The sequence below is a fragment of the Butyricicoccus sp. AM78-15b2TA genome (assembly GCF_027665985.1).
GTDB lineage: Bacteria > Bacillota > Clostridia > Oscillospirales > Butyricicoccaceae > Agathobaculum > Agathobaculum butyriciproducens.
In genome coordinates this window covers 211,124-228,358 of record NZ_JAQEHY010000001.1, presented here as the reverse complement: position 1 = coordinate 228,358, position 17,235 = coordinate 211,124, and the positions used below count along the sequence as shown (strand labels likewise).

Below are 17,235 nucleotides of genomic sequence, written 5' to 3'. Positions count from 1 at the left end.
AAATACCAAGTGCAGCTATTGCAGAGCTGATGAAAATAAAGCAAAAAACAGGGAGTGGCAGCATGAACTTTTTAGAGGAACGAATTGTCAAGGATGGCGTTGTTAAGGAAGGCAACATTCTGAAGGTAGACAGCTTTCTGAACCATCAGATGGATATTAACCTGTTTGATCAGATGGGTGAGGAGTTCAAGCGCCGTTTCGCGGACAAGCCGATCAACAAGATCGTTACCATTGAGGCATCCGGCATCGGCATTGCCTGCATTGTGGCTCGTCATTTCGGCGTTCCGGTCGTGTTTGCAAAGAAGACCCAGAGCGTCAACATCGACGGCGAGGTTTATGTTGCCGAGGTTGAATCCTTTACACATAAGTGTAAGAATCAGGTTATCGTTTCTAAGAAGTTCCTCGGTCCGGATGACCATGTGCTTGTTATCGACGATTTCCTGGCAAACGGCTGTGCGCTGCAGGGCCTGATTTCCATCGTGGCACAGGCCGGCGGTACGGTCGAAGGCATCGGCATTGCCGTGGAGAAGGGTTTCCAGCAGGGCGGCCGTATTATCCGCAATCTGGGCTATCAGCTCGAGTCGCTCGCTATCGTGGACGGCATGGACGCTGAGACCGGTGAGGTGCACTTTAGAGAGCAGTAAAATATATGGAATTAAAAAGAGGGAGACGTGTAGTCTCCCTCTTTTTTGTGGATTGGTTAATTTTTCTGTCAAGTCTTGCAGAGTAATCATGAAGATGGTATACTAAACACAAGGAAAACAGAAAATGCGGCAGTCATAGGGTGCGCCAACACCCTATGACCTATGCAGGTGCTATACCCACCATACACAACGGCAACATTACCGTACCACAATTATGTATTATAGCGGAAGTGCGTGCAAATTACAAGATTTGCATTGCAGTTTCATAATACATTGGCTGATGTTGCTGCGCATTCACATATACTTCTTGTGTGAAGATCCGTGTGTGGACGGCCGTTTAGGCCGCACTTGCACGGATTTTTTGTTTTCCCAAACCGTGGGCAGGGCGGTTTTACCGCCCTTTGTCCCCCGGTGGGGAAAATTTCACATCAAGAGAGGTAAAATCATGGCAAAGGACAAAATGAAGAACTGCGCAACTTGTGGACAACTGATTGCCGCAAATTGCAAAGCATGTCCGCATTGCGGAGCAAAGAATAAGAAACCGTTTTATAAAAAATGGTGGCTATGGGTGATTGTTGCAATCGTGATTGTGGCGATTGCAGGCGGTCCCGGAGATACAACCGCTGATGCCAATACCAAACAGCCGGAAAGCACAGTTCAAAATGAAGAACAGGGTACGGAACAAAAGACAGCAAAGGATACAGAAGAACCGAAAACCGAGGAGCCGAAAACAGAAGAACCCCAAGTGCCGCAGGAATATAAAAACGCTCTGGCAAAAGCTGAGTCGTACAGTTCGATGATGCATATGTCGAAACAAGGGATTTACGATCAATTGACTTCGGAATACGGAGAAAAATTCCCAGCTGATGCGGCACAGTATGCAATTGACCATCTTGATGCTGATTACAAGGAAAATGCATTAGAAAAAGCGAAATCTTATTATGAAGATATGAATATGTCTAAAGATGCCGTTCGAAATCAGCTGATTTCGGAATATGGAGAAAAATTCACAGCAGAAGAAGCAGATTATGCAATTGCAAATCTGAAATAATCGAAAACTGTAACACAGAAGTAACTTTACAAACCTCCTTTACCATGGTATTATAGTATATACTACGGTAAGGGAGGTTTCGCCATGGCTGTTGACAAAAAGGGCACAAAGCAGATTGCGGCCAACAAAAAGGCATGGCATGACTACTTTGTCGAGGAAAAGTATGAAGCGGGCATCGAGCTTGCGGGCACCGAGGTAAAGTCTATCCGTTTGGGACAGATCAATCTCAAGGATTCCTACTGTTCGTTCAAGGACGGTGAGATTTTCGTGCGCGGCATGCATATTTCGCCGTACGAAAAGGGTAATATCTTTAATAAGGACCCGTTGCGCGTGCGTAAGCTGCTTATGCACAAGCGTGAGATTGTCAACCTGTTCAGCAAGACCAAGCAGGACGGCTATTCGGTCATTCCGCTGGCGGTTTATTTCAAAAGCTCGCGCGTGAAGGTTGAAATCGGTTTGTGCAAGGGCAAAAAGCTGCATGATAAGCGTGACAGTATCGCCGCACGCGATGCAAAACGCGAGATGGACCGTGCGATGAAAGAGCGTAATCGTTAATCAAAAAATGGAAAAGCTGAGAGCAGAATATTCTCCATTCTCAATTTTCCATTCTCCATTTCAAAATGGGGCCGTAACGGGTTCGACGGGGGTGTTGAAGCCGGGATAGCGGGCCGCAGTGGGGATCTGCGATAAAAGCTCCAACTGTTTATAAATTAAACAACAACAATTATACTCTTCAGGCTGCCTAATTAGGCTTAGCCCGTCGGCTCAGAGAGGACCACGGCTCAGAGACCCGGCGTCGATTAGTGGTGAACGTGTACGAGGTAAGAGTTGCCCTCGTCATGTAAAATGACTCTACCAAAACGGTAAGCCTGTTTGCCGGCGTGCTGCGGCGGGAATTTTAATCGACAAACTGCGCCCGGAGAAGTCCTCGTGGATGCACTTTCGGACAGGGGTTCAACTCCCCTCGGCTCCACCATAAGTCCACCGTAATTTTGATAGAATTACGGTGGACTTTTTCTATGCTCGAAAACTGCATAAAATCAAGATTTTTCCGTTTCAGCTACATAAAAAACAACCGCTGCGGAGCATTTTCACAGCGGTTTTTCTGCATTTTGCGGGCGTTACGGTGTTCTGCGGCTGTGAAAACAGGAAAATCCCGCTGGTTTTAGGTCAGCGGGATTTTTCTGCGATATCAGGTGCAGTGGCGGAACATCTTATCCATCATAATGCGGGCGAGGATGAATCCGAGCGGCAGCGCAGGAATGATGCCGCTCGAGACCTGACCGCATATCCGACTTGACCATGGCGATGCCGCAGGTCATTTCGGCAATCTTGAGAGAGCCTGCGTACACCGGACAGGCCGCCGCGACCGAAACGGTTGTGCAGAGCACAAGAGCCCGGTAGTGCTTGGACCGCTTACAGCGCACGGCGTTGCCGATACCTGCACCGAAGAACGCGAGTATCATCTCGACCCAGGCGCCGCCGAGTAGAAATGTAAAGGCACAGCGGGCGAGTGCGGCAGCCAGACCGAGCATCAGCAACGAATTGCTCAAGTCGGTTGAGTTTTTAGGTGCTGACACCTGTACTGGTCAGCGTAAGCATCTGCGAAAACGCCTGCTCCGATGTTCCATCTGATCACACTGGGGCAGGCGATTAAAAAGGGGAGTCAGCGGGTAGCCTTCAGGCGTGCCATAGCACGGGCCAGAGCTGCTTTGGAGAGATGATATTCACGAATACTCTGCTTCTGGCGCAGCCGTTCTTCCGCACGCTCTTTGGCGCGTTCGGCACGCGCGCGGTCGATCTCATCAGGCCGTTCGGCGCTGGATACCAGAAGAATGCAGTAGTCCGGCATAATTTCCGCGAAGCCGTCGCTGACAACGACCTCGTGCGGTGTGCCGTCTGTCTGGAACCGCACCGTACCCGGACGGAGTGCGGTAACGACCGGCTCATGTCCCGGCTGCACGCCGTATTCACCATCGAGTGCAGGCATAGTCAAATTGGTTGCCGGTCCGGTGTAAAACTGCCGGTCCGGCGTGATGATCTCCAGATAGAAGGTGTTCTCCATCAGAGTGCCCCCATATCCTTGGCCTTTTTGTGGACCTCGTCTACCGTGCCGACCATCGAGAAGGCAGCTTCCGGATACTGGTCGAGCTCACCGCCGAGCAGCGCTTCAAAGCCGCTGATGGTGTCCTCAAGCGTTACATAGCGCCCTTCCAGACCGGTAAACTGCTCGGCAACAGAGAACGGCTGTGAGAAATACTGCTGCATGCGGCGGGCACGATCAACAATGCGGCGGTCATCCGCACCAAGCTCCTCCATACCGAGGATGGCGATGATGTCCTGCAGTTCGCGGTAACGCTGCAGCAGCTCCTGTGCGCCGCGTGCGACCTTGTAATGCCGCTCGCCGACAATATCCGGCTCGAGGATACGCGAGGTGGAATCCAGCGGGTCAACGGCAGGATAGATTCCCTGCTCGACAATCTTACGGGAGAGGACGGTCTTTGCGTCCAGATGGGTGAATGTGGTCGCCGGAGCCGGGTCGGTCAGGTCGTCCGCCGGAACATAGACCGCCTGCACGGACGTGATCGCGCCGTCCTTGGTGGAAGCGATACGCTCCTGCAGTGCACCGACCTCATCAGCCAGCGTCGGCTGGTAGCCAACCGCCGAGGGCATGCGGCCCATCAGTGCGGAAATCTCCGAGCCTGCCTGTACATAGCGGAAAATATTGTCGATAAACAGCAGCACGTTTTGCTTTTTCACATCGCGGAAATATTCCGCCATGGTCAGACCGGTCAGTGCAACGCGCATACGCGCTCCGGGCGGTTCGTTCATCTGTCCGAACACGAGCGCGGTCTTGCTCAGTACGCCGGATTCCGCCATCTCGCGCCACAGATCGTTGCCCTCGCGGGTGCGTTCGCCGACACCGGTGAAGATGGAGTAGCCGCCGTGCTCGGTGGCGATGTTGTGAATCAGCTCCTGAATGAGCACGGTCTTGCCGACACCGGCGCCGCCGAACAGACCGATCTTGCCGCTTTTGGCATACGGCGCAAGCAGATCGATGACCTTGATACCGGTCTCGAGAATCTCAGTTGTCGGGTTCTGCTGGGCAAAAGAGGGCGGAGCACGGTGGATGGACCACTTTTCCGGTGCGTTCACATCGCCTTTTTCGTCAATTGGCTGACCGAGGACATTAAACATGCGTCCAAGGGTCGCTTCACCGACCGGCGCTTCGATCGTGCGACCGGTGGACAGCACCTCATCGCCGCGGCCGATGCCCTCGCTCGGGGAGAGCATGATGCAGCGCACGGTGTCGCCGCCGATGTGCTGCGCGACTTCCATCATGCGCGGCTGTCCGTCCGGTGCAACGGAGAGTGCTTCATTTATCTCAGGCAGGCTGCCGCCGTCAAAAGCAACGTCCACAACCGGACCTGTTACCTGTACCACGGTACCTTTGCGTTTCATAGTAATTTCCTCACTTTCTATGCGCGTCTGCCGTCTGCGAGAAAGCGGACGGTCCGCGTCGGAATCGGACGGCGGGGCTGCGGTGTTTCTTCGGCGCTGCCCTGTGTGCCGCCGACGATCTCGGTAATCTCCTGCGTGATGGCGGACTGCCGTGCGCGGTTGTAGTGCAGTGACAGCGATTTGAGCATATCGCGTGCGTTGTCGGTGGCGGAGTCCATTGCCGTCATGCGAGCATTCTGCTCGGCACAGAAGGACTCGACCAGCGCGCCGAACAGCTCGCCCTTGACGTAACCGGGCACGAGATGCTCGAGTACGCGGTCTGCCGATGGCACATACTGCACCATCTGATGATAGGGGCCGTGCTCACTCGGGCGCGGCTCCCATGGGAATGCATCAAGGTCGAGCGGCAGCAGCTTCTGCACACGCGGCTCAAGCCGCATAGGCGTTATCATTTCGGTGTAAACAACGTACACGTCGTCCAGCTGTCCTTCGCGGAACAGACGGATGAAAATATCTGCAATGTCTCGTGCACGGGCGATCGTCGGATCCTGCACGGTGAACATGAACTCGCCGTCCACGCGGATATCGCGTTCGGCGAAGTACGCGCGGCCCATCTGACCGATGAGAAATAGCGTTGGATCGTCCTCCTGCGCAAGATGCTTCTCGGCCAGACGCAGCACATTATGATTGTACGCACCGGCCAGTCCCTTGTCGCCCGTGATGACGATGTAGCCGGCCTTGCGGCGCTTGACATCGGGACGCTTGTCGAAATAAATATGCTCGATTTCGGCAGAGTGGTGCAGGATATCGGCAATCGTGGAGCTGATCTTGAGAAAATACGGCTGCACATTGTTCAGCTGCTGCCGTGCCTTGCGCAGCTTGGAGGACGAGATCAGATACATCGCGTTTGTGATCTTGAGCGTTTGCTGCACACTGTCAATGCGGGTGCGGATCTCCTTTATGCCTGCCATGCTGCGCTCACCTGATCTTTATAGGTTTTCAGGGCTACCCGGATCTGCTCGGCAGCCGTGCCGGTCAGGGTACCGGTGGACTGAATCTCTGTCAGCAGAGAATCGGGCAGACTGTCGGCAAATTTCTGCACAAAATCGCGTACCCGGTCGAGCGGAACATCGCTCAGCAGACCGTTGGTCGCAGCATACAGGATAACCGCCTGCCGCCAAACCGGCATCGGGTGGCACAGCGGCTGCTTGAGGATTTCCATCAGGCGTTTGCCGTGCTCGAGCGCCTGCTGAGTGTCCTTGTCCAGATCGGAACTGAACTGGGTGAATACCTCCAGCTCGCGGAAGCGGGCAAGGTCGATACGCAGGGTACCGGCGGTTTTTTTGATCGCCTTGGTCTGTGCCGCACCGCCGACACGCGATACCGACAGGCCAACGTTGATCGCCGGACGCTGACCGGCAAAGAACAGGTCGTTTTCCAGATAAATCTGGCCGTCGGTGATGGAAATAACGTTGGTCGGAATATAGGCGGACACATCGCCTGCCAGCGTTTCGATAATGGGAAGAGCGGTCATCGAGCCGCCGCCGTACTCCGGCGTCAGGCGGCAGGCACGCTCGAGCAGACGGGAATGCAGGTAGAATACGTCGCCCGGATACGCCTCACGGCCGGGCGAGCGGCGCAGCAGCAGCGACAGCGTGCGGTAAGCGACCGCGTGCTTGGATAGATCATCATACACGATGAGCACATCGCGGCCCTGACTCATGAAATACTCGCCGATAGCGGCGCCGGCATACGGCGCGATATACTGCTGCGGCGCACCGTCTGCTGCAGTGGCAGAAACAATGATGCTGTAATCGAGTGCGCCGTATTTCTCGAGCGTGCCGCGCAGGCGCGCCACTGTGGATGCCTTCTGGCCGATGGCAACGTAAATGCAGATCATATCCTGCCCCTTCTGGTTCAGGATGGTGTCGATGGCAATGGACGTTTTGCCGGTCTGGCGGTCGCCGATGATCAGCTCGCGCTGACCGCGTCCGATCGGCACCATCGCGTCAATGGCAAGGATGCCGGTCTGCATCGGCTGGTTTACCGGCTCACGCGATACCACACCCGAAGCCTCTCGCTCGATCGGACGGCGCTCGGTCGTTTCAATCGGTCCAAGGCCGTCAATCGGTTCACCGAGGGCGTTGACCGTGCGGCCGATCATCGCATCGCCGACCGGAACGTCAGCCGCACGTCCGGTGCGGCTGACCGCCGAGCCTTCGTGCAGGCCGTCCTCGCTGCCGAGCAGTACCACGCCGACGCTGTCGCGTTTGAGGTCAAGCACGATGCCGTGCACGCCGGTGTCAAACTGCACCAGTTCGCCGTAGACGGCGCGGCTTAGTCCGTATACGGTGGCAATGCCGTCACCGACCTCGATGACCGTGCCGGTCTCATCACAGCGCGTGCGGCTGTCATATTGTTCAATCTCCTCGCGGAGAATAGATAAAATCTCATCTGAATGATTCAATGGTTTTCACCCCTTTACAGGTCATGCGCCAGTGCGCGAAGCTGTCCGCGCACGCTTTTATCGTAGGTTACGCCGTCGATTTCGGCAGTAAAGCCGCCGAGCAGCGTGTCGTCCTGCACGATTTCAAACGTAACCGCGCGGCAGCCATGCCGTGCGCACAGCAGCCTGGCAAGTGCGCTCAGCGATTCATCATCCGGTTCGCGGGCACAGCGGAATACGCACAGGCCCTCACCGCGGTCGCGCAGCTCAAGCAGTCGGAACTGCCGGACGATCTCCGGCAGGAGCGCAAAGCGGTTTTTGTCCGCCAGCAGCAGATAAAAGTGCTTCAGCTCGCCCATCGCGTCAAAATCGGGCAGGCGGGACAGCACAGCTTTTTTCTCCCGCGCACAAACGGCAGGCGAGCACAGCGCGTCCCACAGCGGCGCACAGCCGGTCAGATAATCGGCGGTTCGCTGCAGATTGCTCAGCGTGCAGCCGGTATGACGCAGGGCACCGGCATACTGTACGGCGGTCGAGCTCATCGCGCGGCCTCCGTTTCTTCCCGCAGAAAATCGTCGATCATAGCGCGGTCGGTGTCGCTGTTCAGCGTCCGCTGGGATACCTTGGCGGTGGTCAGCAGAACGAGAGCGGCAATCTCCTTTTTCGCCTCACGGAGCATCTGCGTCCGCTCGGACTCCCGACGGCGGGCAGCCTGCTCGTCCAGCCGCTGCACAGCGGTCTGCGCTTCTGCAACCAGACGATCGTACTCCTGCTGACCGCGTGCACGGGCGTCCTCGATGATCTGTGCGGCTTCCTGTTTGGCGGAAGCAAGCTGCGTGGCGTGCGCGGTCTGCTGCTGCTCGGCCTCGGCGAGACGCTTGTCCGCCTGATCGAGCGTGTCCGACACCTGCTGCGCACGGTCATCGAGCATTTGGGTAATGGGGCCGAACAGGAATTTCTTCATCAGCACGAACAGGATGAGCAGATCAACAAACACCCAGATAATCTGCGAATTTAGATTGAGGATCATTCGATCTCACCCCGATCAATTCATGAAGATAAGCAGGATGCTGATCAGAAAACCGTAGATGGCGGTTGCCTCGGCCAGTGCACAGCCGAGGATCAGGTTTTTGCTGATCTGGCCGGAGGCCTCCGGCTGACGTGCAATGGCTTCCGAGGATTTCGCGGTTGCATAGCCGATACCGAGACCGGCGCCGATGCCGGTCATAACTGCGATAGCTGCACCAATAGCAATACTCATTTTTGTGGTCCTTTCTCAGATAAAACAGTGGTTACTCAAGCGATTCCGACAGAAAAAGTGTTGTCAGGAATACAAATACGATTGCCTGTATCATACCGTCGAATACATCGAAATACAGGCTCAGCGGGATGGGGACAACGACCGGAATGGCCATTTTGACCAGCTCCATGATAACGAATCCGGCGAAAATGTTGCCGAACAGTCGCATGCAGAGCGACAAAGGCCGAATGCCGATCTCCATAATGTTGAGCGGCGTGACGACTGCAACCGGTTCGCTGAATTTTTTCAGTCCGCCGCGCAGACCGTGGAAACGGAACTGCGCGCTATAGATCAGCAGTGCGCTCATGATCGCCAGACCGGCGGTGACGTTCAGGTCTTTGGTCGGCGGCGTTACGCCGAACAGACCGGCCATGTTCGCCAGCGCAAGATACAGACCTACCGTGCCGAGGTACGGGGCGAAGGTGCGCCAGTATCGGTCGCCCAGTGTGTCGCGGCAGAAGCTGTTGATGAAGCCCACCAGCATTTCTGCGGCGATCTGCCGCCGCCCGGGGCGCTTGCGCAGTCCGTGCGTCAGCCAGATGGCAAGCAGGGTCAGCACTGCTATGATTGCCCAGCTTACCACAGCGGATTCCGGAACCGGTATTCCGCCAAACAGCGGAATCTCGAACGCAATATGGGTTTGCAGTTCGGCATTCAATTCCGCTTTGATTTCACCCAAGGGGCATCACCTCGTGTTTCGTTTTTGTTTTGCGGTGCCTATTGTAAAAAACTGTCGAGGTTTGCGCAAGCTTACGAAACTAAAAAAAATAAACCCGCGCAAATTGACGGGTTTGCAGAAAAATTGCCGATGGGATTTGATGAATGTTGACCAGTGTGCTATGATATAAAGTATCTTCTTAAAAGGAGTGGATGAATTTGACAAATGCGCGTTCCTCCGGCTCGCTGCACCGGCAGGTGCGTCGGATGCTGGTGCAGTGCATCACGATTGTGCTGCTGCTTGCAATGTCGGTCTGTCTGGGGATTGAACTGCATCAGGAGATCCGGACGCGTGACCAGCTGCTGTCCAATGCGGCGCAGATGGCGGCAGACGCGCCGCTGCTGACCGATGACATTCAGGCGGACGGCGTACAGCAATATCTGGCGCGTACGGTGCAGCACGTATCCGAGGTGGATATGCTCGGCGTGTATGATATGGAGGGCAAGCCGACCGCATTTTACGACCTTGCCTCCGGTGCGGGAGACGTATCCGTGCTGCCGGCCTTGCGGGCAGATACCGTCAGCCGACTGTGCAGCGAGGAAAAAACGGTGTTCACGAGCGACGAGATGCCGAACGGTGCCGACCGTTGTGCGTATGCCGTCGTGCGCGATGAAAACGGACAGGCAGCCGGCATCGTCATGGCAGGGCTGTATCTGCGCTCCTACCATCGGACGGTGCTGCGCGTGCTGCTGTCCTATCTGCTCATCACGCTGTTTGCGCTCGGCATCGGCAGTCTGCTCAGCGTGCGGTTTTCTGAGCGGGTCAAGAGGAAACTGCTGGGCTATGAGCCGGACGCGTTCCGTCAGCTGTTTCTGCAGCGCATGGATATTCTGGATGCATTGGATGAGGGTCTGATGGCGATCGACGAACACAGCATGATCACCTATATGAACCGTGCGGCAGCGGATATCCTCAAAATCAAGGTGAAGGATGCACTCGGTCAGCCGTTACAGACGGTCTATCCGCGCTCAACGATGGCGCGCGTGCTGCAGACCGGCAAAAGTGAATACAACATCGGTCTGGAGTCCATCAAGCATGTTTCGGTCATTTCCGACCGTATGCCGCTCTGGCGGGACGGCAAGGTGGAGGGAGTTATCGCTATTTTCCGCAACCGGACCGAGGTCACGCGGCTGGCGCAGGATTTGACCGGCGTGCAGCACATAGTCGGTGCGCTGCGGGCGTATACGCATGAGTTTACCAACAAGCTGCATGTGATTCTCGGTCTGTTACAGCTGGGCGAGTACAAGCAGGCGGAGGACTATGTGCTGCATTTAACGCAGACGCGCGCACACTCGATCGGCTATATTTCTGAGCGTATTCGGGAGCCGTCGGTTGCGGCGCTGCTGATCGGCAAGGCGTATCGTGCGGCAGAGCTGGGCATCCGGTTTGTGCTCGACCCGGCGAGTGAGCTGCATGGAGACGGACAGTATCTTCCGGTGAGCAGTCTGATCACCATTCTTGGAAACCTGACTGAGAATGCGTTTGACGCACTGCGAGATGCACCGGAAAACGCACAGAAGGAAGTGACGGTCAGCATTCGCGAGGGAGAGCACGGCATGCTCATCAGCGTGGACGACAGCGGTGCAGGCATTGCCGCCGATAAGCTGGACCGCATTTTCGAGCGCGGCTTTTCCACCAAGGGCGAGGGTAGAGGCACTGGTCTGTCACTCGTCAAGGATACCGTGGACGCGTTCCACGGAACGATTCGCGTGGAATCCGAGCCGGGAATCGGCAGCTCGTTCATCATTACGGTTGCGGAATCCGCAAACGGACAGCAGTAAGGAGGAAATCCGATGTACACAACGGTTATTATTGAGGACGATCCGATGATTACACGGCTCAACCGCCGGTATATCGAGCAGGACAGCCGGTTTGCCGTCGTGCAGACGTTTTCAGCGGCACATCCGGCGCTGTTTTGGCTGCAGCGCAACCCGATCGACCTGATTATTTTAGATGTTTACATGCCGCAGATGAGCGGCACCGAGCTGCTGCTGCAGCTTCGCGCGGAAGGTGTGGACGCGGATGTCATCATGGTCACTTCGGCGAATGACGCAAAAACGGTCAACGATGCCGCGCGACTGGGTGCAGTGGATTATCTGGTCAAACCATTCGCATATGAGCGGTTCCGGCAGGCGCTGGACGTGTTCTGCCGCCGGAGAGAGAGCGTGCAGCGTGACAGCTTCAGTCAGGAGGCGCTCGATCATACGCTGTTTCAGGCTGCGGTGCCGACACAGCCTGTCACGCCGCCAAAAGGTTTGCAGAGTCAGACGCTTTCGCGCATTGAGGCATATCTGCGGGCTGCGCCGGATACACGGCATACCAGTGATGAGATCGCATCGCATGTTGGCTTGTCAGTTGTCACTGTGCGCCGGTATATGAATTACCTGACTGAACAGCAGGTTATTGGCAGTGAGATGGATTACCGCACCGGCGGACGACCGTGTCTGGTGTATTTTCTGCGGAAATAAATCCTATATCATTCTATATAAGATGAGTGTTGTAAAAATCCTCCGTTTTACGGAGGATTTCAGTCTGTCAAAAAAGTCAGATTGGCGTTTTGCGTTTCGTGCGGCAGCACGCATAAAATAGAATTTGCGAAGCAAATTCATAAATTCCGGGAGCATGGTCCAGATCACCCTCTCTTGCCGCTATGCGGCAATTCACCTTGTGTATCTCGGAATTTATACAAGGGAAGAAAAAATGTGCCCGTCAGGGCGCGGTTTTTCTTAGGTTTCGCTCGAAAGCGTGGTTTCGAGCGAGAGGCTGCTCGGAAAACGTTAGTTTTTCGACAGCCTCAAATCCTCCGGTGATGAAGCCGCGCATCCTGCTGCTGGACGAGCCGCTGAGCGCACTTGACGGCGTCATCAAGGAATCCATCAAGGAGCGCATCAAGACCATTGCCCGTGAATATCACCTGACGTCCATCATCGTTACCCACGACCCGGAGGAGGCGCTCACGCTGTCCGACCGCGTTCTCATCATTGACGGCGGCAGGATCGCGCAGTACGGCCAGCCGCCCGAGATCATTCACCGTCCGAACAACGACTTCGTGCACAAGTTTATCCTCAATCAGCTTGAGATCAAGCGCAATAATATTTACGCATTGTTCGGCAGGCACGGCGGTCGATTACGGCTGCTTTGCACCGGTGGGCGCGTTCGCGCTGGCGTTCCGGTCGACCGGAAAAATACGGCGCAGAGCCGGACGAAGCGGCAGTCGAAAGCATCTACGGCGCGTTTGAGGACTCGCTCATGCGCAGTCCGGAGCAGTATGCGGCGCCTAAGCCGGGTGTCGTGGAGACAGTCACGAAGCTGCGTGAAATGGGTTTGAAAATCGGCTCCACGACCGGTTATACCGATGCAATGATGGCAGTTGTCACCGAAAACGCGGCAAAACAGGGCTACGCACCGGACGCGTGGTTCAGCCCGGATTCGGTGGACGGTCTGAGCCGCCCGAACCCGTATATGATTTTTGCCAACATGCAGAAATTTCAGGTGCCGTCTGTGCAGGCGGTCGTCAAGGTCGGTGACACTGTGTCCGATATCCGGGAAGGCAGGAACGCCGGTGTCCGCTCGCCCGGCGTGCTCGAAGGCAGCAGTGTGATGGGCATGACGCAGGCGGCCTATGAGGCACTCTCTGCCGAGAAAAAGCAGGCTGCACTCGATCGTGCGCGGCAGGTGTTCCTCGAGGCCGGTGCGGACGATGTGCAGCTGAACATCGAGCAGCTGCCCGCATGGATTCAAGCGAACGACTAAACCAGATTAAATACAAAACCCGAAGTGCAGGTTTTGCGCCTGTACTTCGGGTTTGTTTGTGCTGTTTTTTAATGCTCCGCCCAATCGAGCGACCGTCCAACCGCCTTATCCCAGCCGGATAGCAGCTTGCGGCGCTTATTCTCGTCCATCGAGGGCGCGTACAGCGTATCGCACCGCCAGAGCTGCTTCAGCTCCTCGCGGCTGTGCCACACACCGGTCGCGAGTCCGGCGAGATAGCATGCGCCGAGCGCGGTCGTTTCACGGATGACCGGACGGCGAATCGTGCAGTCCGAAATATCGCTCTGGAACTGCATCAGGAAGCTGTCGCGGCTGGCGCCGCCGTCCACCGAGAGGGAGGAAAGGGAAACGCCCGTATCGCGCTTCATGGCGGTCAGCAGGTCGTTCACCTGATAGGCGATGGACTCCTGTGCGGCGCGAATAATGTGCTCGCGGGTTGTGCCGCGTGTCAGACCGATGAGGCAGCCGCGTGCGTACATATCCCAGTGCGGCGCACCCAGACCGGTGAATGCGGGCACGAGGTACACGCCGCCGGTGTCCTTCACCTTGTCCGCGTAGTATTCCGCATCACGACTCTCGGAGAAAAAGCGCATCTCATCCCGCAGCCACTGGATGACGGCACCGCCGACGAACACGCTGCCCTCGAGCGCGTACTGCGTCTCTCCGCTGATTTGAATGCCGATGGTGGTCAGCAGGCCGTTTTCGCTCTCGCAGGCCGCGGTTCCGGTGTTCATCAGCAGAAAACAGCCCGTGCCGTAGGTGTTTTTCGCGTCGCCCGCCGCAAAGCAGGTCTGACCGAACAGCGCCGCCTGCTGGTCGCCTGCAATGCCTGCAATCGGAATATCGCCGCCCGGTAGGGAAACATAACCGTACACTTCGCTCGAGGAGCACACGCGCGGCAGCATCGCCCGGGGAATATCGAGCGCGTGGAGCAGGGTATCGTCCCAGTCCAGACGGTGAATGTCGAAGATCATTGTGCGTGCGGCATTGGTCGCGTCCGTGATGTGCACCTTGCCGCCGGTCAGCTTCCACACCAGCCAGGAATCCACCGTGCCGAACAGGATTTCTCCGCGCTTGGCCTTCTCTTGTGCGCCCTCCACATGGTCGAGCAGCCACTTGATTTTCGTTCCCGAGAAATACGCATCCGGAACCAGACCGGTCGTGCGGCGGATGTGCCCGGACAGACCGTCCTGCACCAGCCTGTCTACAATATCCGCTGTGCGGCGGCACTGCCAGACGATAGCGTTGTGAATCGGCCGTCCGGTATTTTTATCCCACAGGATGGTCGTCTCGCGTTGGTTGGTGATGCCGATGCCCGCCACATCGGCCGGAGAAACATCGGCTGCCGACAGCACCTCGAGCATAGCCGCATACTGCGTGGACCAGATTTCCATCGGGTCCTGCTCGACCCAGCCCTCGTGCGGATAGTGCTGGGTCAGCTCATGCTGCCGGATGGCGAGAATATTCTGTTCGCTGTCAAATAAGATCGCTCGTGAGCTTGTCGTGCCCTGATCGAGCGCCAGTATATATTTTCCCATAGCGGAAACTCCTTTTACTCTTTGCATCTATCATACCGTTGCGGACGCGGATTGTCAATCGCTGCAAATTTGACGATGCGGTGCATGTTGTGGTAAAATCAGTGCGAAAATGCATAGAAGAAGGGGATTGCATGAGAATTTACGAATACGGCGAGCCGAATGCGAAAAACGTGCTGCTGCAGCCGGTTGGGGATCACGACCTGCCGGTCATCGAGAACGAAATTCGTGAGATCAAGCGGCTGACTGCACAGCCGTTCCGTTTGATTGCCGTCAAGGTTGAAAGCTGGAACGATGACCTGTCTCCGTGGTGCGCACCGGCGGTTTTCGGTCATGAGGACTTCGGAGACGGTGCTGCAGCACTGCTCCGCGAAATCATGCCGCTGTGTGAGGACGCAGACAGACGATACATCATCGGCGGGTACTCAATGGCAGGGCTGTTTGCCCTGTGGAGTGCATACCGGACCGACCGTTTTTCCGGCATTGCGGCAGCCTCGCCGTCTCTGTGGTTTCCGAAATTTCTGGAGTACATGCAGGCGCATGATCTGCACAGCGCTGCCGTCTATCTCAGTCTGGGCAACCGCGAGGAAAAAACGCGCAATCCGGTGATGTCCACCGTCGGCGACCGCATGCGGGCGGCGTATGCGCTCCTGCAGGAGAAAAACGTAAGCTGCACACTGGAATGGAACAGCGGCGGGCACTTTCAGCAGCCGGACCGCCGCACGGCAAAGGCGTTTGCGTGGGTGCTGGAACACTTATTTCATTAAGGTATAACTTGTACTTGAGAAGTTTGTCGGATTCCTGTATAATAATAAATAAATGTTACCGGTTGACTACAACCGGTAACGGAAGTACTTTGGAAAGGGAATAGAAATTATGTTGGAAACGATCAACTCCGTTATCGCAGCAATATCAGGCGTGCTGTATCAGCCATGGTTTGTGCCGTTGTTTCTGGTAGTCAGCGGTATTTACTTCACGTTCCGATGCAAGTTCATCCAGATTCGTCTGTTCAGGGATGCGTGCAGGGTCATCATGGAGAAGCCGGAAAGCGAGGGGAGCATTTCCTCGTTCGGCGCACTCATGATCTCCACCGCGTCGCGTGTCGGCACGGGCAACATCATCGGTGTATCCACGGCAATCTGCCTCGGCGGACCGGGCGCCATCTTCTGGATGTGGGTAACCGCACTGCTCGGCGGTGCAACCGCCTTCATCGAGTCTACGCTCGCGCAGATTTACAAAAAGCGTGCACCGGACGGCAGCTGCTACGGCGGTCCTGCGTACTATATGCGCGATGCACTCGGCAAGCGCTGGTTGGGTGTCATCTTCTCGGTGCTCATCATCCTGATCTACGCAGTCGGCTATAACATGCTGGCAGCGTACAATCTGCAGTCTACGTTCTCTGTGTTCAAGTTCTACCATCCGGTTATCACGCCGGCGTTCATCGGTGTCATTCTGGCGTTCCTGTTCGGCGTAATGGTACTCGGCGGCGCAAAGCGTCTGGCAAGCATCACCGAAATCCTTGTTCCGTTCATGGGTATTCTGTATGTACTGGTTTCGCTGCTCATTATCTGCCTGAACATCAGGAATGTACCGGGCATGTTCGCGTCCATCTTCCACAACGCATTTGACCTCCAGTCTGTGATGGGCGGCTTCTCCGGCAGCTGCATCATGTACGGCGTAAAGCGCGGTCTGTACTCGAACGAAGCAGGTATGGGCTCTGCGCCGAATGCAGCCGCAACCGCATCTGTTTCTCATCCGGCCAAGCAGGGTCTGGTGCAGATGCTGTCCGTATTCATTGACACGCTGCTCATCTGTACGGCAACGGCGTTCATGTGTCTGTCCACCAACGTTGTTCCGACCGAGGAAATCGCCGGTGCGGTTTATGTGCAGAACGCTATCGCATCCACGCTCGGCGCGGCAGGTCCGGTGTTCCTGGCAGTGGCGATGATGCTGTTCGCGTTCACCACGCTGCTCGGCAACTACTCGTACTGCGAGGGCTGTCTGGAGTTCATCCTGCATCGCAGCATCAAAAAGCATGAGCTGCTCTTCTTCCGCCTGTTTGCTACAGCCATCGTGTTCATCGGTGCGATTGCAAACGCCGGTCTGGTATGGGATACTGCGGATATGCTGCAGGGTATGATTGTCGTAGTCAACGTGCCGACCATCCTGATTCTTGGCGGCACGGCCATCAGGTGTCTGAACGATTACGTCGCAAGCCGCAAGCGCGGTGAGAATCCGGTATTTCATGCGAAGAACATCGGCATCAAGGAAGAAACTGATTTCTGGAAATAAGCGCATAAGCAAAGGA

18 protein-coding genes, 1 other RNA gene and 1 pseudogene are annotated in these 17,235 nt (G+C 56.0%); 10 read left to right on the top strand and 10 right to left on the bottom strand.

Annotation, left to right across the window (positions count from 1 at the left end):
* The first annotated feature begins 62 nt into the window (after positions 1 to 62).
* The 4 genes from PGS25_RS01295 (at position 63) to ssrA (ending at position 2,671) form a co-directional block, all read left to right on the top strand.
* Positions 63 to 644, top strand: coding sequence for a xanthine phosphoribosyltransferase (locus PGS25_RS01295; RefSeq protein ID WP_118753351.1), 582 nt, complete (start codon positions 63 to 65; stop codon positions 642 to 644).
* A gap of 445 nt (positions 645 to 1,089) precedes the next feature.
* Positions 1,090 to 1,695 (top strand): Ltp family lipoprotein, encoded by a 606-nt coding sequence (locus PGS25_RS01290; RefSeq protein ID WP_270385242.1) that lies wholly within the window; start codon positions 1,090 to 1,092, stop codon positions 1,693 to 1,695.
* A gap of 84 nt (positions 1,696 to 1,779) precedes the next feature.
* Positions 1,780 to 2,250, top strand: a complete 471-nt coding sequence (gene smpB / locus PGS25_RS01285) for an SsrA-binding protein SmpB (RefSeq protein ID WP_117490323.1) — start codon at positions 1,780 to 1,782, stop codon at positions 2,248 to 2,250.
* A 67-nt stretch (positions 2,251 to 2,317) separates the two neighbouring features.
* Positions 2,318 to 2,671: a transfer-messenger RNA gene (gene ssrA / locus PGS25_RS01280) on the top strand.
* 238 nt (positions 2,672 to 2,909) lie between these two features.
* On the opposite strand, the gene PGS25_RS01275 is transcribed toward ssrA, so the two are convergent.
* The 9 genes from PGS25_RS01275 to PGS25_RS01235 form a co-directional block, all read right to left on the bottom strand.
* Positions 2,910 to 3,248: a threonine/serine exporter family protein gene (locus PGS25_RS01275; protein ID WP_442865190.1), complete on the bottom strand. Its 339-nt coding sequence runs from the start codon at positions 3,246 to 3,248 to the stop codon at positions 2,910 to 2,912.
* A gap of 113 nt (positions 3,249 to 3,361) precedes the next feature.
* Positions 3,362 to 3,760, bottom strand: a complete 399-nt coding sequence (gene atpC, locus PGS25_RS01270; RefSeq protein ID WP_110436414.1) for an ATP synthase F1 subunit epsilon — start codon at positions 3,758 to 3,760, stop codon at positions 3,362 to 3,364.
* A complete protein-coding gene (gene atpD / locus PGS25_RS01265; protein ID WP_270417407.1) occupies positions 3,760 to 5,157 on the bottom strand; it encodes a F0F1 ATP synthase subunit beta in 1,398 nt (465 codons plus the stop codon). Before atpD ends, atpC begins: the two co-directional genes overlap by 1 nt.
* Before the next feature lie 17 nt (positions 5,158 to 5,174).
* Positions 5,175 to 6,128 (bottom strand): ATP synthase F1 subunit gamma, encoded by a 954-nt coding sequence (gene atpG, locus PGS25_RS01260; protein ID WP_270417406.1) that lies wholly within the window; start codon positions 6,126 to 6,128, stop codon positions 5,175 to 5,177.
* Positions 6,116 to 7,624, bottom strand: a complete 1,509-nt coding sequence (gene atpA, locus PGS25_RS01255; protein WP_270417405.1) for a F0F1 ATP synthase subunit alpha — start codon at positions 7,622 to 7,624, stop codon at positions 6,116 to 6,118. The genes atpG and atpA overlap by 13 nt, the downstream gene beginning before the upstream one ends.
* A 14-nt stretch (positions 7,625 to 7,638) precedes the next feature.
* Positions 7,639 to 8,145: an ATP synthase delta subunit family protein gene (locus tag PGS25_RS01250; RefSeq protein WP_270417404.1), complete on the bottom strand. Its 507-nt coding sequence runs from the start codon at positions 8,143 to 8,145 to the stop codon at positions 7,639 to 7,641.
* Complete coding sequence (atpF, locus tag PGS25_RS01245; RefSeq protein ID WP_270417403.1) at positions 8,142 to 8,633, bottom strand: F0F1 ATP synthase subunit B; 492 nt, start codon at positions 8,631 to 8,633, stop codon at positions 8,142 to 8,144. The genes PGS25_RS01250 and atpF overlap by 4 nt, the downstream gene beginning before the upstream one ends.
* 15 nt (positions 8,634 to 8,648) lie before the next feature.
* Positions 8,649 to 8,864 carry an ATP synthase F0 subunit C gene (gene atpE, locus PGS25_RS01240; RefSeq protein WP_270417402.1) on the bottom strand — a complete coding sequence of 72 codons (216 nt, stop codon included), beginning with the start codon at positions 8,862 to 8,864 and terminating at the stop codon, positions 8,649 to 8,651.
* Between the two features lie 31 nt (positions 8,865 to 8,895).
* Positions 8,896 to 9,582 (bottom strand): F0F1 ATP synthase subunit A, encoded by a 687-nt coding sequence (locus tag PGS25_RS01235; protein WP_270417401.1) that lies wholly within the window; start codon positions 9,580 to 9,582, stop codon positions 8,896 to 8,898.
* 191 nt (positions 9,583 to 9,773) lie between these two features.
* On the opposite strand from PGS25_RS01235, the gene PGS25_RS01230 reads away from it, so the two are divergent.
* The 4 genes and pseudogenes from PGS25_RS01230 to phnX all read left to right on the top strand — a co-directional run bounded on the left by PGS25_RS01230 (position 9,774) and on the right by phnX (position 13,374).
* Complete coding sequence (locus PGS25_RS01230) at positions 9,774 to 11,402, top strand: ATP-binding protein (protein WP_270417400.1); 1,629 nt, start codon at positions 9,774 to 9,776, stop codon at positions 11,400 to 11,402.
* 12 nt (positions 11,403 to 11,414) lie between these two features.
* A complete protein-coding gene (locus tag PGS25_RS01225) occupies positions 11,415 to 12,089 on the top strand; it encodes a response regulator (protein WP_118479595.1) in 675 nt (224 codons plus the stop codon).
* 338 nt (positions 12,090 to 12,427) lie between these two features.
* Positions 12,428 to 12,733: pseudogene (locus PGS25_RS01220) on the top strand (ABC transporter ATP-binding protein); the annotation flags it as partial.
* Positions 12,734 to 12,759: 26 nt separating this feature from the next.
* On the top strand, positions 12,760 to 13,374 hold the full coding sequence (gene phnX, locus PGS25_RS01215) for a phosphonoacetaldehyde hydrolase (protein WP_330671827.1): 615 nt from the start codon (positions 12,760 to 12,762) through the stop codon (positions 13,372 to 13,374).
* 68 nt (positions 13,375 to 13,442) lie between these two features.
* Here phnX and glpK read toward each other — a convergent pair whose 3' ends face one another.
* Entirely contained in the window at positions 13,443 to 14,930 is a 1,488-nt protein-coding gene (gene glpK, locus PGS25_RS01210; protein ID WP_270417399.1) for a glycerol kinase GlpK, read from the bottom strand.
* 131 nt (positions 14,931 to 15,061) lie between these two features.
* On the opposite strand from glpK, the gene PGS25_RS01205 reads away from it, so the two are divergent.
* Together PGS25_RS01205 and PGS25_RS01200 are read left to right on the top strand one after the other, a co-directional pair.
* The gene (locus tag PGS25_RS01205; RefSeq protein ID WP_270417398.1) at positions 15,062 to 15,694 is read left to right on the top strand and encodes an alpha/beta hydrolase-fold protein; all 633 of its coding nucleotides are present in this window, start codon (positions 15,062 to 15,064) and stop codon (positions 15,692 to 15,694) included.
* A 109-nt stretch (positions 15,695 to 15,803) separates the two neighbouring features.
* Complete coding sequence (locus PGS25_RS01200; protein ID WP_270417397.1) at positions 15,804 to 17,219, top strand: alanine/glycine:cation symporter family protein; 1,416 nt, start codon at positions 15,804 to 15,806, stop codon at positions 17,217 to 17,219.
* The last annotated feature ends 16 nt before the right edge of the window (positions 17,220 to 17,235 follow it).

Coding starts and splice junctions, on each gene's coding strand:
- PGS25_RS01295 (WP_118753351.1), top strand. CDS start 63: ATGAACTTTTTAGAGGAACGAATTGTCAAGGATGGCGTTGTTAAGGAA.
- PGS25_RS01290 (WP_270385242.1), top strand. CDS start 1,090: ATGGCAAAGGACAAAATGAAGAACTGCGCAACTTGTGGACAACTGATT.
- smpB (WP_117490323.1), top strand. CDS start 1,780: ATGGCTGTTGACAAAAAGGGCACAAAGCAGATTGCGGCCAACAAAAAG.
- atpC (WP_110436414.1), bottom strand. CDS start 3,760: ATGGAGAACACCTTCTATCTGGAGATCATCACGCCGGACCGGCAGTTT.
- atpD (WP_270417407.1), bottom strand. CDS start 5,157: ATGAAACGCAAAGGTACCGTGGTACAGGTAACAGGTCCGGTTGTGGAC.
- atpG (WP_270417406.1), bottom strand. CDS start 6,128: ATGGCAGGCATAAAGGAGATCCGCACCCGCATTGACAGTGTGCAGCAA.
- PGS25_RS01250 (WP_270417404.1), bottom strand. CDS start 8,145: ATGAGCTCGACCGCCGTACAGTATGCCGGTGCCCTGCGTCATACCGGC.
- atpF (WP_270417403.1), bottom strand. CDS start 8,633: ATGATCCTCAATCTAAATTCGCAGATTATCTGGGTGTTTGTTGATCTG.
- atpE (WP_270417402.1), bottom strand. CDS start 8,864: ATGAGTATTGCTATTGGTGCAGCTATCGCAGTTATGACCGGCATCGGC.
- PGS25_RS01230 (WP_270417400.1), top strand. CDS start 9,774: ATGAATTTGACAAATGCGCGTTCCTCCGGCTCGCTGCACCGGCAGGTG.
- PGS25_RS01225 (WP_118479595.1), top strand. CDS start 11,415: ATGTACACAACGGTTATTATTGAGGACGATCCGATGATTACACGGCTC.
- glpK (WP_270417399.1), bottom strand. CDS start 14,930: ATGGGAAAATATATACTGGCGCTCGATCAGGGCACGACAAGCTCACGA.
- PGS25_RS01205 (WP_270417398.1), top strand. CDS start 15,062: ATGAGAATTTACGAATACGGCGAGCCGAATGCGAAAAACGTGCTGCTG.
- PGS25_RS01200 (WP_270417397.1), top strand. CDS start 15,804: ATGTTGGAAACGATCAACTCCGTTATCGCAGCAATATCAGGCGTGCTG.